We start from the raw sequence: 12,144 nt of genomic DNA, 5'->3' as shown, positions 1-12,144 counted from the left end.
GAATTATTATGGTCATAGTTAATTACTGGGAGGCAACGCCCGACGGGTTGAACCGATGCAACGAGCAGACGATAACCGCAGGCTCCTGTTTCTGGCGACCGCGATGCTGGCGCTGGGTTGTACGATGCTGGCCGGGTCGGTGCCGGGTGCCTTGAAGCAGGAGGCCATCCGGGATCTCAATGCCTTTCAACCCCCGTCGAGCACCCCCTTTTTGCCCGCCCGCGGCGAGCCGAGTCCGACCGCCTTTTTCCTCACCGGGCTTCCCCCGGCGGATTCGCCCGCGGCCGCGCTGACGATCGTTTTCACCCTGACCGGGACCGATACGCCGACCCCGACTCTGACCCTGACCATCCTTCCATCCGCCACACTCACCGCGGAGCCTGTGGCTTACCTCTCGCCGACGATCACCAAATCCAAACCGCCCGCGGCCCATCCCAGCCCCACATCCAAGCCGCAGGTGAAGATCACCCTGACGGGCACTCCCACTCCGCTGCCGACTCCGACGGCGACGCCTCAACCGACCCAGACGCCCACGCTGACCGAGAACCCGCGCAGCCCCACTCCGAGCGTAACTCTCACCGGCAGTGAAACCGCCGCGCCGACCGGCACGGAAACCGCGACGCCCACCGTCACCCCCACCGCAACCGCGACTCCGAGCATTACCCCCACGCCGACGGTCACCCAAACCCCTCCGCCCTCTCCGACGCGCACAGCCGGACCGACCGCCGCGGGATGCGCCACCTTCAACTTCGAGTGGGAGGAGCAGGTGGCGGTGATGATCAACGAGGAGCGCGCGGAATACGGCCAGTACGCGCTCCGACTCGACGACCGGTTGACCAACTCCGCCCGCGCCCACAGCGTGGACATGGTGGTCAATAGATTTATGTCGCACACCGGATCCGACGGCTCCACCCCGCAGGAGCGGGAACGCCGGGCCGGCTACTACGGCCGCTACTGGGGGGAGATCATCGGCGGCGGCACCCCGACCATCGCGGTCAATTGGTGGATGAACGAGCCGGGCCACCGCGACATGGTCCTGGGGACGAATTGGCCGTACGTGGACTACGGAGTCGGATACGCCTATTGCCCCGGCCAGGGTTGGTTCACCGTGGATTTCGGCGCGCCGTAATCAGAATTTTCCCACAAGATGTATTTTTTATTTGTCCGACGGATGGATCGTCGAGCGATTCGCAGGCTCTCCTTCCGTAGTACTAAAGTAAATTTTCGGCCGACCCGTCCGCCGACCGGTACTTCCGGTTTGACCCATTCGTCCCGCCGGCGTCGTCCATTCCGGAAAAACAAGACGAACGTAAGGGAAAGAAAGTATCTTCGTCGTCCGGTTTCGGATTACGATATTCATGCCCGTCGGGGAGGCCGTTGGCCTCCCCCCGCGAGGAAAAAGTGCTCACGCCGAAACGGATCCTGTGGTGGCTGTGGTTTATCCCCCTGATGGCGGCGACGGGATGCTCCTTCGCCGCGGAAACGCTTTCCGGCGGTTACCGGAATGCCTCCATCCAGGACCAGAACGCTTTCCTCCCGCCCTCCAACACCCCTTTCCTGCCCGATTTCTACACCCGCACCGCGACTCTGCTTCCCTCGGCGACCGCGTTCCCGACCGTCGCGGTCACCCACACGCCGACCTTCACCGTGGTCGAGATCCTGACCGCGACGGACCGGCCCACCGCCACGCTGACGGTCGTCATCCTGCCGTCGGTGACTCGGACCTCCAAACCGGCCGGCGGCAATCCGTCCGGCAAGCAGAGCACTCCCAAGCCGTATCCGACCGTCACCCCGTATCCGACCTCCAAGCCGAAAGCAACCTCCGGCCCATCGCCGACGGAAACGCCCACGGTCACGCCCATCACGCCGAGCGCCACTCCGACCGAGACTCTCTCCCCGACGGTGACGCCGACCCTTTCCGGGAGCGAGACGGCAACGCCGACCTTCACCGAAACGCCGACGCCGACCCAATCGCCGACTCCCACGGCTTCTCCCACCCAAACCCCGACCAGCGCCGCCACGCCCGAGCCCACCAATCCGTTCCCGGGTTGCACCTATTCCCTGAACGTGGATTTCGAAAACCAGATCTACGCGCGGATTAATCAGGCGCGCGCCGACGCGGGATTGTGGTCGCTCTCGTGGTACGGTCCTTTGGCCGAGGGGGCCCGGTATCACAGCATCGACATGGGCTGCAACCGGTATTTCGCCCATACCGGCGGGGTGTACGAGAACATCCTGGCAGGCTACAACACCGTCGAGGAGGCCTGGAATTGGTGGTGGAACAGCAAGCCGCACCACGACAACATCCTCGGACGGTATTACTACAAATGCGGCGTCGGGTACGCCTGGGTGGTGGGTTCGCCCTACCGGTATTATTGGACGATCCAGTTCAGCCGATGAAAAATCCCCGCTGCGGCGGGGTTTTTTTCGGAAGCGGATCAGGGGATGGATTCGGCGATCCGGATCAAATCCTTCCGCGGGAGAGTCGGCGAGCAGAGAATGTACGTTGTGTCTCCCATGCTCCAATACAAAGCCAGGCCGGTCGGCGCTTCGGCGTCCCATTCTTTTGCATCGGCGTTCCACATCCCCCGGACCAGCGCGGCGTCCCGGCCGTGGATCCGGACCGTCTCGAGCTCGTCCGATCCGGCGATCCATCCCCGGCCGGATTGGACGATGGTGAGTTCGAGCAGGTCGTTAAGGTTGACGCCGTGCCAGGTGATCGTCGCGGGCGTGCAGTCGGCGGAAAACCGCAGGATCCGGACGCCGCTGTCGCGGACGTAGCCCGCCGGAACCCAAGCCGGCAGGTGAATCGCAAACGGCAATTCGGCCTGTGCCTGTTCCAGACTCATGATTTCATCGGGGACGACGGCCGGGTTGTCCCCTCCCGGGTAGTCCGCGGTTTGGATAAAGGCGACTCCGCCGATGTCGCGGAGAAGTGCAAGTCCGGCGGCGCGCGCGGCGGGCGAGGCAAGCAGGGTCAACCCCAGGGCGGCGCACACGAAGAACGCGGCCAGCGCGGCGCGGGCTGTGGAACCGAGCCCCGTCTTCGGCGCCGGCCGGCTGATTCTCCGAAAGAGCTCCTCGGCAAATTCCGGGCGGGGGGATTTGCGACAGCGGGCGAGAAATTCCTCGTTCATGGGTTTTCCTCCCATCGGCTGCGCAGGGCGTTCAGGGTGCGGAACAAAATCACTCCGACGTTCGATTCGCCCAGCCCGGTGAGATCTGCGATGGCGCGGTTGGTAAGGCCGGCGCCGTATTTCAAAGCCACCAGCTCCCGCTCGCGGTCTGCAAGCCGGGCCAGGAGAACCGACAGGCGGGAGAAATCATCCCTCCGTTCGGCCAGGTCCTCCGGGGTTTCCTCCCCGGCCGTACAGGCGAGCGGTTCGACCGGCGCCTCGACCTTGTGCGTGCGGTAATGGTCGATCGCGACCCGCCGGGCGATGGTGAACAGCCAGGTGGAGAAGGCGGCAAGGTCGCGGGCGTAACTGCCGCGCCTGCGCCAAGCCTTCTCGAAGGTTTCGGACGTCAAATCCTCCGCCAACGGGCCGTCCCCGACGCGGTAGCGGAAGAAGTTGTAGATCCGCGGGAGCTCGGCGCGGTACGACGCCTCGAAATCCTCTTCGGCGGCTTTCGTCCGGGGCCATGGAAGGATGCGCGGTCTGGTCATCATCGATCCATTATACGGAGGAGGGGTCGAAGTATTACAGGAAGTCCGGATACGAGCGCCGGGGGAGGCTGTCTCAGTCAGACCAGGTAATGCGGTACTCCGTCTGGCTGTTCTCTGTTTCCACGGCCGGTTCGCGGTCGGTCCACTCCCCGTGCAGGCCGGCCTCGCGCGCGGCGAGTTCGAAGTGGCACATGGCGATTCCGATGTCGATCCGCTGCAGGTCCGCCACGCCCAGCGCTTTCTGCAAGAAGCCTTTGTGGTAACCCCGAGTCCGTCGCAGGTAGAAATGCCAGCCGCCGTCCGTGCGGAGGATCCGCCAGGGCTGCTTGTTCGAGGCGGACGGAGCGAGGCGGACCGTCTCCAGCGCCTCGGCGTACGGGCCGGCCGCTTCGCGGGGAAGCGGCACGGAAAACGAATCCTGAAAGAACAACATGCCCCAGGGCAGCCGCGTATCGGAGCCGGCCGCCCGGCGGATGACGCCGCGTTTCGCGCGCTCCGGATCGGCGATCCGCCCCAGGGCAACCGCCGCCGGAAGCTCCTCGTCCGGCGCGAGGCCGATTTTCCGCGCGAAGCCGCTCCGGGTGAAGGTTCCGCCGAGCCAGCAGGATCCCAATTCCAAATCGGTGCCCAAAAGCACGAGCTCTTCCAGGCGGTATCCGCAGTCTTCCAGGGATGTTTGCGAGCGGGGCGCGGCGCCGATCAGGAAGCCGGCCGCGCCGCGGATGAATCCGTAGGTGCCGAGTTCCTTCAGCGCGGCTTGATCCTCGTCGGATTCCGCGACCAGGCGGAACCGCAGAGGGCTTCCAAGGGGGCCGGAGCGCATCCCGGCCGCGGCCGCCTCTAAAGTTCGCCGGTCCTCGATCTCAATCGGCTCCGGCGCGAACGTGCGGCAGGAAAACCGTCGGCGGATTAATTCCGTTACAGGATGGCGATAGATCATGGGCCGAGGATACCACAGGATTTCATGGAAAAGAGGGATGGGCGACGAAGGGGCTTCCTCGGATGAAAGAATTTCTCCTGTGTCATTGCGAGGAGGCTCCGCCGGCGGTGTTCGGCGGAGCCGACGAAGCAATCTCCTCGGCCTTGGGAATAAGCCCTCGCAGGGATTTTTTTCCCGTCGGCTCGGCAACGACGAAGGAACCCGTTGTGCGCAGGGGATTGCTTCGTCGCCCGGAACGGAGAAAGGCGCCCTGTTCCGGGCTTCCTCGCAATGACAAGGACGGGTGTTCCCCCTTGCTGTGTTTCTGCGTCGATGATCCAGGGGCGGAGAAGCACTCTCAACAGCCTTTGATATTCGTTTGCGCAGGGGATTGCTTCGTCGCCCGGAACGGAGAAAGGCGCTCCGTTCCGGGCTTCCTCGCAATGACAAGGACGGGTCTGCCCCCGGCTGTATTTCTGCGTCAGGCATCCCCCGCAGGGGGATGCCCCGCTACAATTCCTTCTCCATCCGAATGTGCGGAATGGTGACGGCGGTGAACACCTTCCCCAAGGCGCGGTACCCCAGGCGCTCGTAGAATCCGCGGGCAAACAGGCGTGCGCACAGCGTCACCTTGGAAAGCTTGCGTTCGCGGGCGGTGCGCTCCGCACGCTCCATCAATCCGGCGCCGATCCTCCGGCCGCGGCAGGCCGGGTCCACCGCCATCTGGCGCAGGTCGGCCGTTCCGCCGCCGGGGAAGGCGAGCAGGACGCAGCCGACCACCCGGCCGCCGTCGTCCGCCGCCACCCAATGGATTTGCGAATCCTCCCCGCGCACGTCGTCTTCCGAAAGGACCAGACCGAGGGGCAGGCGCAAGACGCGGTTGCGCAGGTCCTTTTCGGAGGCGTATTCCGGATCGGCGGTGGTGATTTGTTTGTAGGTGATCATGGCTTGCCGTCCGGGCCGCGCGGGTCATAAGAACCGGTGGGCGAGCGTCGCTGTGGAAACGTCGACCGCCAATAGGGTTCCGTCCGCCACAAACCAGATGGTCGTTCCGTGCCAGGTCAGGATCTCCGGCCCGAAGTAGGAATCGCCGTCGATCGGCAGGGCCAGGACTGCGTGATCCGAAACGGTTCCGGTTTGCGGATCGATGGCGTCGAAGGTGATCCGGCTCGGATCCGCTTGGAAGAGAAACAGCCGGATCCGGCCGTCGACCATCCGCCAACTCCAGATCGACGCGTCTTGGTCGACGTGGCGGTAGACGGCTTCCGGCGGATCGGCGGGATTGCCGCCGGGGATCGGATATTCCCACAGCGTTTCCCCGCGCAGCGGATCCACGCCGCGCAAGCCGAATTGGGTTGTCCCGCGAGTGCGCTTGGTGCGCAGGACCAGCACGCCCCGCTCGAGCGCCAGCGGCGCCAAGTGATAATCACCGCCCGTGGAAACCACCCGAAGTCCGCCGTCGGATTTGCCGACGGACCAGAGCGTGTCCTGGTAGGCGAAAAACAGAGTCTCCGTCGTCATCAGCACGGCGAAATCCCGCGAGGGCGAAAATCCCTCTTCGCTGATGGTTTGCCAAAGCAGGGTTCCCGAAGCGGCGTCCCGGCATTCGATGCATCCGGGGTGCCATCCGTAAAGCAGGTACACCGAGCGCTCGGAGGACCGGACGGAAGGGGATGGATCCAGGAGGAACGGCGAAATGGAATCCAGGGGCGAGCTCACGAGGCCGTCTGAGCGGCGGCATTCGGGCGTGATCTGGTTCAGCACGGAGCCGTCCGCAAGGTCGAGGAACACCAGGCGGGAAGCGCCGCCGACTTTATCGATCACCCACAATCCGCCGTCGGCGAGGGTGAAGCCTTTGGTATAGCCGTCCATCCAGCGGCTCCAGGCGGAGGCGCCGGTTTCGGCGTCGAAAACTTGGAGATTGTAATCCGCGGTCAGAACGATCACACGGCTGTGGGTGGCGCTCAGGCATTCATCGCAATATCCGAGTTGGTCGGAAAGGCCCGCCTGCCACAGTTCGGCGCCGTCCGCGGCGCGGTAGGCATACAGCTTGGTTCCTTCGACCGTGAAGAATTTTCCGTCGCCGGCCGCGATCCGGTCGACATCGGAAATCTCGTCAAATGGCTTACCGCGCCAGATCACCTTGCCCCGGGCCGGATTCAACCGGGTGAACAAGTATGTTTCCGCGGTGGAATCATAGACTAGGGAGATGAACTCCGGCTCGCCGGGCGTGTCGGTGGAAAGCACGGCGGTCGGTCCGCTGATCCGCAGGGCTAGGCCGGATTCGGAGGCCCGCCGGGCGATCAGGACCGCCGCCAGCGCGACCGCCAAACCGGCGACGGACAATCCCAGAACCCACATTCCCCGGGCGAACACCGTGGAGGGATTCGACTCGGCGGAGCGCGTTGCGGGTTGGAACCGGCTGGAAACCCGGGAGGATTCGGTCCTTACCTTGGCCGGTCCCTCGGTTTGCAAGGGCCTCTCCACCGTCGCATGACAGAACGGACAGCGGACGGAGATCTCTCCGGGCCCGAAAACCATCGACCCGCCGCAGGAGGGACAGACGGATTTTGACGGCTGAGATTCAGGCATAGACCGTCTCCTGATGGATTAAAAGAAAATCATAGCACGTTGGGTTGCGGCGCGCGGCGTTTCCCCGTCTCCCGCGGACCGACTGCTGCGGTGCTCGGAGGGACGGTCCCCGGGACGGATTTGCAGCGTCGCCGGCGAAGGATCGGTTTCCAGGGAAGGTAGAAACCGGTGAAGGTGACCCCGGCCTGCGCGGCGAGCGATCGGGCTTGCGTTTCAATTCCGCGCCAACGTCAGCCGTCGCGGGCGAACCGCGCGCCCCGCTCGGCCAAATCGGGATCGCGCCGTCCGATCGCGGCGAGCGCGCCCTGCCGGTTCCCGGCCTCGGTATGGATCGCCTCCATCCCGGAAAAGGGGAACCCCAAGGGTTCGGACAACCCTTAGGGTTCCGAATTCCGTAACATTTCTTCGCCCCAAACAGCGCGTCGGCCGGAAGAATTCCCGTCGTCCGGCGCCGGGTTATACATTCATCCGCGGCAGGGAGGAATCCGGCGGAGGCGGAGGAGTTCCCTTGTCCGTGCGGAAGAGCGCGCCGCCGATCAGACCGCCGATTAGGCAGAAAATCACTTCGACTCCGCAACTGCATCCGAAGCGGTATTCCGTATTGATCTCCATCGGGATGCTGATGTTCGAATCGGGCGGAACAAAGGATTGGACCCGGTTCATCAACTCGGCGGTGTTGAACAGGCCGAGCATGCTTAAGGCCAAGCTGGCCGCGGTGGCCAGCAGGCCGATCAGCAGACCGATGATCACGCCCTGGCCGAGGGTCAACGAGCCGGGGAAGGTCATCCGCCGGTAAAGCCACACGGCGAAGATCGCGCTGGCCCAATACGGCGCGCAACAGAAACAGACGGTGAAATTCAGGAACGACACATTGGAAAAAACCACGCTGATTGCCGCGCCGATCACACTCACAAGGATCAAATTCTTGATGTTCATCGGTTCGCTCCTCTGCGCAAGTGGCGGATGGTATCTGCTTTTTCGGTCGGTTGGATCCGCCCGGGCGGCTGCTCCGGTCCTTTCCGCATCTGCCGCGTCGGAGGAGCGGGCCGGGCGGGATTTCACATCCACGTAAATTCCAGAATTCCCTCCTGCGGCAGGCGGACGTCCCGGGCCAGGGGTTCGACGGCTCCCCGGTATCCTTCCTTGTAGTAGGTGCACCCGGCGTCCAGCCACGCGTTGCTCTCGCAGGCGACTCCGGTGAAGGTGACCGTCCACACGCCGCCTTTGTACGGTTGGAAAGAGTAGAATTCCCCATTCGCGTCCGTCACCACCGGGTTGCCGGGTTCGGCCGGAGCCGCACGGCGGGAAACGGTAAACCCGATCCCGAGCATGGGCGTGCCGGCGGAATCGAGCACCCTTCCGCGGATGACGCCGGCATCGGAAGGCTCGACGATCGGCGCGTGGAGCAATTCCTCGTCCCGGCGCAGCAGTTTTCCGAACACCCAGCCCTCCAGGTTGTTCGCCGTTTGAACGAGGAACCATTCGCTGCCCGGGGCGCGGCCGAGCAGCTGCACCTTGGTTCCCGGCGGCAGGATTTTCAGGATCAGGAACAGGTATCCGGGGCCGGCCCGCAGGTTGGCGGCGTCGGTCGAAGCGATGGCGATTTCGAAGGGGAGGAACGGCGTCGCCGTGGGCGTGTCGGTCGGGGTGAAGGTCGGAGTGACGGTGGGGGGCGGCCGCTCGGTGGCGGTCGCCGCTGGCGGTAGAGTCGCCGTTGGCGCCGCCGTCGGGGATGCGCCCGGCGCCAGAGTGCAGGCCGCGAGGCTTCCTCCGATGACGATCGCAATGCTCAGCGTGGTCCGATTCATGGCCTTCTCCCGGCGGCGGCTGATATATATTATAAAGTGAGATGATGAAAGCGTCCGGGAGGGCCTGTCCGGACGCGCACTCCCGGATCCTTTGGGAAGGAGAAGAAAAATCCCATGCATGGTTTCGGCCGGGTGGCGATGTTAAACCCCGAGGATCGGCAGCCGAAAGTCAGCCGCGCGCTGCTGCTGCGCGTGACGGCCTATGCGCGCCCGTATGCAAGGGCGATCGCCGGGATGCTGCTGCTGATCCTCTTCAACGCAGCCCTTTCGCTTGTCACCCCGCTCATCTTCCGCGAGATGATCGACCGGGTCCTGCCCGCCGGGGATCTTCCGCGGCTGGCGTGGCTCGCGCTGGGGCTGTTCCTGATCCCGGTCCTGCACGGCGCCGCGGGTGTCCTCCAGCGGCGGCTGAACGCCGGAGTCGGCGAGGGCGTGATCTACGACCTGCGGGTGGCGCTGTTCGACAAACTGCAGCGCCTCTCGCTGCGGTTCTTCACCAACACCAAAGTGGGCGAATTGATGAGCCGCCTGAACAGCGACGTGGTCGGCGCGCAGAATGCGATCGGCAACACCGTGGTGAACCTTGTCACCAACACTGTCCAGGCCGCGGCGCTGCTGGGGGTGATGCTGGCGCTCGAATGGCGGCTGACGCTGGTCAGCGTCTGCATCCTGCCGCTGTTCGTGCTGGTCTCCCGGCGGCTGAGCGGAAGCCTGCGGGAAGCGGCCCGGCGGCAGATGGACATGAACGCGCGGATGAACGCCCACATGAACGAGACCCTTAACATCAGCGGCGCGCTGCTGGTGAAGCTGTTCGGCCGCGCGCAGGACGAAGGGCGGCGCTTCCGCGACCGGGCGGCCCGGGTGCGCGACCTCGGGATCCGCCGCGCGCTGATCGGCGCGAGTTTCTTCGTCTTCGTCGGCCTCCTGGCAGCGGTCGGCACCGCGTTCGTCTACGGCTTCGGCGGCTACCTGGTCGTTCAAAAAGCCTTCACGGTCGGAACGATCGTGGCCTTCGGTTCCTACCTGAGCGGCCTGTACGGCGCACTGCAGGGATTGGCCAACGCGCCGGTGGAATTTTCCGCTTCGGTGGTGAGTTTCGAGCGCGTGTTCGAGGTGCTCGATCTGCCGCAGGACGTACCCGAAAAGCCGAACGCGCTCTGCCTCCGCGAAGTGAGGGGCGAGTTGGCGTTCGAAAACGTTTCTTTCCGGTATTCGGCGGACGAACGCGGACTGCTGGCCGACGTGAAGCGGTTCGGGATGGACGCCGTCACGGCGGTGATGTCGAAGGAGGAGGCGGAGCGGCCCGCGGCGGAGGAGGGCGCCCCGCCGGCGAGGGGATCGGCCCTCGAGGACGTGTCCTTCCGCGCCGCGCCCGGCCAGCTGGTCGCGCTGGTCGGGCCTTCCGGCGCGGGAAAAACCACGCTGACCTATCTCATCCCGCGCCTGTACGACCCGGCCGCGGGGCGGATCCTCCTCGACGGGCACGACCTCCGCGATCTGCGCCTGGATTCGCTTTCGGCGGCGGTGGGGATGGTGACCCAGGAGGCGTACCTCTTCCACGACACCATCCGCACCAATCTGACCTACGCCAAGACGGACGCATCGCAGGAGGAGATCGAGCAGGCGGCCCGGACCGCCAACATCCACGCCTATATCGCGGGGCTTCCGGACGGATACGACACGATCGTCGGAGAGCGCGGCTACCGGCTTTCGGGAGGCGAAAAACAGCGCATCGCGCTGGCCCGGGTGATTCTGAAGGATCCCCCAATCCTGGTCTTGGACGAGGCCACCAGCCACCTCGACAGCGAGTCCGAGGCGCTGATTCAGGAGGCGCTGGGGCGCGTCATGGCCGGGCGGACCAACATCGTCATCGCCCACCGCCTGAGCACGATCCTCTCGGCCGATACGATCCTGGTGATGGACCGCGGAAAGATCGTCGAGCGCGGCACGCACGGGCAACTGCTTGCGATCGACGGATTGTACGCGCGCCTGTACGAAACCCAGTTCCGGACCTGAGACGCCGCCGGACGGTTCCTCCGAAGGAGCCTTGGGGCCGCACGGCCGTCGGGGGTTTGGAAAGCCGGAGTCAGCCGGAAGCCCCGATGGCGGGCGGGCCGGAAAGATCCACCGGCGGGGTGTCCGCCATCGCCAACCAGGCGGCGTCGAGCGCCTGGAGGGCGGTGAGGTTGCGCCACGGCCATCCATGCTGCATCGACCAGGGGTCGTCGAAGTAGTTGTAGGCCCAGGTCAGATGCAGTCCGTCCGCCTGCAGGCCGTGCGAAGGCAGGGGCTGGACCGCCCGCCAAAAGTTCCACAGCGGAACGTCGTACTCGTACGCCAGCCGCCCCACCGCAGCGTTGATGCTCCAATTTCCTTCGTAATTGCTGGCTTTGGTGTAAAGGATCGGGACGGTCCCATTTTGGATCAGGGTCTCGATGATGATCCGCATCTGCGGCTCGAAACGCGGCGGGTTAAGGTAATCCATCGTCCCGATCGTGACCAAGGCGAAGCTGGGGCGGTTGATTCGCAATTCGCATCCCAGCGGAGTCTCGCCGGAAAGGCAGTACGCCGGATGCGCCCAGAGCGGAGAGAGCACTGACGATGTGGTGAAGCTGTCGTGCGCAGCGCGGCTGATCCGGCCGAAATATCCCCGGAAGTGTTCGATGGTTCGCTGCAGGTAGGCATACTCCCCCAGACGATAGTAGGAAGGGTGGGAGTCGAACACGCCCAGGAAGCGGGAAGGGATTCCTTCGCAATCGCCGATCACCGAAAAGGCGTTGGGGGTGTTGCCCAGGGATCGACCGTGCGCAAAGATCGCCCGCGCCCGGTCGCTGATGGCGGGGATGATCGGGTAGTCGTACCATGCCTGGGGGGCGGGGGTGAGAGTGGAGGTGGCGGTGGCGGTGGCGGACGGGGTCGGGCTGTCGGCGGGTGGGGAATTCCCGGGCCAATTGAAACGCGGCATGAACGGAGTCCGCGTCGCCGTGCCGCCGGGTTCGAGCGCGGGCGCGGGGGCGGTTTCGGCGGCCAACAACCTGCATCCGAGCGCGCACGCGGCGGCGGCTACAAGAATCCCCGCCCGCGCAACCCTGCCCCGCCGGGGCTGGCCCGGGGGATGCGCCGTCATCCGGCTGTGAATTCGACTGCAAGGGGTGACT

At 65.0% G+C, this 12,144-nt stretch carries 13 protein-coding genes; 4 read left to right on the top strand and 9 right to left on the bottom strand.

Annotated features, from left to right (window positions below):
• The first annotated feature begins 55 nt into the window (after window positions 1–55).
• Window positions 56–1,129, top strand: coding sequence for a CAP domain-containing protein (locus JW929_03935; protein MBN1438538.1), 1,074 nt, complete (start codon window positions 56–58; stop codon window positions 1,127–1,129).
• 248 nt (window positions 1,130–1,377) lie between these two features.
• A complete protein-coding gene (locus JW929_03930; protein MBN1438537.1) occupies window positions 1,378–2,400 on the top strand; it encodes a hypothetical protein in 1,023 nt (340 codons plus the stop codon).
• A gap of 38 nt (window positions 2,401–2,438) precedes the next feature.
• Here the strand turns inward: JW929_03930 and JW929_03925 are convergent, their stop codons facing one another.
• The 8 genes from JW929_03925 to JW929_03890 all read right to left on the bottom strand — a co-directional run bounded on the left by JW929_03925 (window position 2,439) and on the right by JW929_03890 (window position 8,986).
• Window positions 2,439–3,137 carry a hypothetical protein gene (locus JW929_03925; GenBank protein ID MBN1438536.1) on the bottom strand — a complete coding sequence of 233 codons (699 nt, stop codon included), beginning with the start codon at window positions 3,135–3,137 and terminating at the stop codon, window positions 2,439–2,441.
• Window positions 3,134–3,667, bottom strand: coding sequence for a sigma-70 family RNA polymerase sigma factor (locus JW929_03920; protein MBN1438535.1), 534 nt, complete (start codon window positions 3,665–3,667; stop codon window positions 3,134–3,136). The genes JW929_03925 and JW929_03920 overlap by 4 nt, the downstream gene beginning before the upstream one ends.
• Before the next feature lie 73 nt (window positions 3,668–3,740).
• On the bottom strand, window positions 3,741–4,607 hold the full coding sequence (locus tag JW929_03915) for a hypothetical protein (GenBank protein ID MBN1438534.1): 867 nt from the start codon (window positions 4,605–4,607) through the stop codon (window positions 3,741–3,743).
• Between the two features lie 489 nt (window positions 4,608–5,096).
• The gene (locus tag JW929_03910; protein ID MBN1438533.1) at window positions 5,097–5,531 is read right to left on the bottom strand and encodes a GNAT family N-acetyltransferase; all 435 of its coding nucleotides are present in this window, start codon (window positions 5,529–5,531) and stop codon (window positions 5,097–5,099) included.
• Window positions 5,532–5,555: 24 nt separating this feature from the next.
• Complete coding sequence (locus tag JW929_03905) at window positions 5,556–7,061, bottom strand: PQQ-binding-like beta-propeller repeat protein (protein MBN1438532.1); 1,506 nt, start codon at window positions 7,059–7,061, stop codon at window positions 5,556–5,558.
• A gap of 347 nt (window positions 7,062–7,408) precedes the next feature.
• The gene (locus JW929_03900) at window positions 7,409–7,552 is read right to left on the bottom strand and encodes a hypothetical protein (protein MBN1438531.1); all 144 of its coding nucleotides are present in this window, start codon (window positions 7,550–7,552) and stop codon (window positions 7,409–7,411) included.
• Between the two features lie 82 nt (window positions 7,553–7,634).
• Window positions 7,635–8,114, bottom strand: coding sequence for a hypothetical protein (locus tag JW929_03895; protein ID MBN1438530.1), 480 nt, complete (start codon window positions 8,112–8,114; stop codon window positions 7,635–7,637).
• 122 nt (window positions 8,115–8,236) lie between these two features.
• Window positions 8,237–8,986 carry an SH3 domain-containing protein gene (locus tag JW929_03890; protein MBN1438529.1) on the bottom strand — a complete coding sequence of 250 codons (750 nt, stop codon included), beginning with the start codon at window positions 8,984–8,986 and terminating at the stop codon, window positions 8,237–8,239.
• Window positions 8,987–9,100: 114 nt separating this feature from the next.
• On the opposite strand from JW929_03890, the gene JW929_03885 reads away from it, so the two are divergent.
• Window positions 9,101–11,002: an ABC transporter ATP-binding protein gene (locus tag JW929_03885; protein MBN1438528.1), complete on the top strand. Its 1,902-nt coding sequence runs from the start codon at window positions 9,101–9,103 to the stop codon at window positions 11,000–11,002.
• 70 nt (window positions 11,003–11,072) lie between these two features.
• Here the strand turns inward: JW929_03885 and JW929_03880 are convergent, their stop codons facing one another.
• Window positions 11,073–11,951 carry an SGNH/GDSL hydrolase family protein gene (locus JW929_03880; protein ID MBN1438527.1) on the bottom strand — a complete coding sequence of 293 codons (879 nt, stop codon included), beginning with the start codon at window positions 11,949–11,951 and terminating at the stop codon, window positions 11,073–11,075.
• Between JW929_03880 and JW929_03875 the strand changes: the two genes are divergently transcribed.
• Window positions 11,950–12,123 carry a hypothetical protein gene (locus JW929_03875; protein ID MBN1438526.1) on the top strand — a complete coding sequence of 58 codons (174 nt, stop codon included), beginning with the start codon at window positions 11,950–11,952 and terminating at the stop codon, window positions 12,121–12,123. The genes JW929_03880 and JW929_03875 overlap by 2 nt on opposite strands.
• Window positions 12,124–12,144 lie beyond the last annotated feature (21 nt).

The organism is Anaerolineales bacterium (genome assembly GCA_016928575.1).
In the GTDB taxonomy this organism is placed as follows: Bacteria; Chloroflexota; Anaerolineae; order Anaerolineales; family RBG-16-64-43; genus JAFGKK01.
The sequence above is the reverse complement of the archived record's forward strand: the minus strand, read 5'-3'. Positions and strand labels throughout refer to the sequence as shown.

Bases quoted from the DNA above. Each gene is read 5' to 3' on its own strand.
- JW929_03935 (MBN1438538.1), top strand. From the start codon at position 56: ATGCAACGAGCAGACGATAACCGCAGGCTCCTGTTTCTGGCGACCGCG.
- JW929_03925 (MBN1438536.1), bottom strand. From the start codon at position 3,137: ATGAACGAGGAATTTCTCGCCCGCTGTCGCAAATCCCCCCGCCCGGAA.
- JW929_03920 (MBN1438535.1), bottom strand. From the start codon at position 3,667: ATGACCAGACCGCGCATCCTTCCATGGCCCCGGACGAAAGCCGCCGAA.
- JW929_03915 (MBN1438534.1), bottom strand. From the start codon at position 4,607: ATGATCTATCGCCATCCTGTAACGGAATTAATCCGCCGACGGTTTTCC.
- JW929_03910 (MBN1438533.1), bottom strand. From the start codon at position 5,531: ATGATCACCTACAAACAAATCACCACCGCCGATCCGGAATACGCCTCC.
- JW929_03895 (MBN1438530.1), bottom strand. From the start codon at position 8,114: ATGAACATCAAGAATTTGATCCTTGTGAGTGTGATCGGCGCGGCAATC.
- JW929_03890 (MBN1438529.1), bottom strand. From the start codon at position 8,986: ATGAATCGGACCACGCTGAGCATTGCGATCGTCATCGGAGGAAGCCTC.
- JW929_03885 (MBN1438528.1), top strand. From the start codon at position 9,101: ATGCATGGTTTCGGCCGGGTGGCGATGTTAAACCCCGAGGATCGGCAG.
- JW929_03875 (MBN1438526.1), top strand. From the start codon at position 11,950: ATGAACGGAGTCCGCGTCGCCGTGCCGCCGGGTTCGAGCGCGGGCGCG.
- JW929_03880 (MBN1438527.1), bottom strand. From the start codon at position 11,951: ATGCCGCGTTTCAATTGGCCCGGGAATTCCCCACCCGCCGACAGCCCG.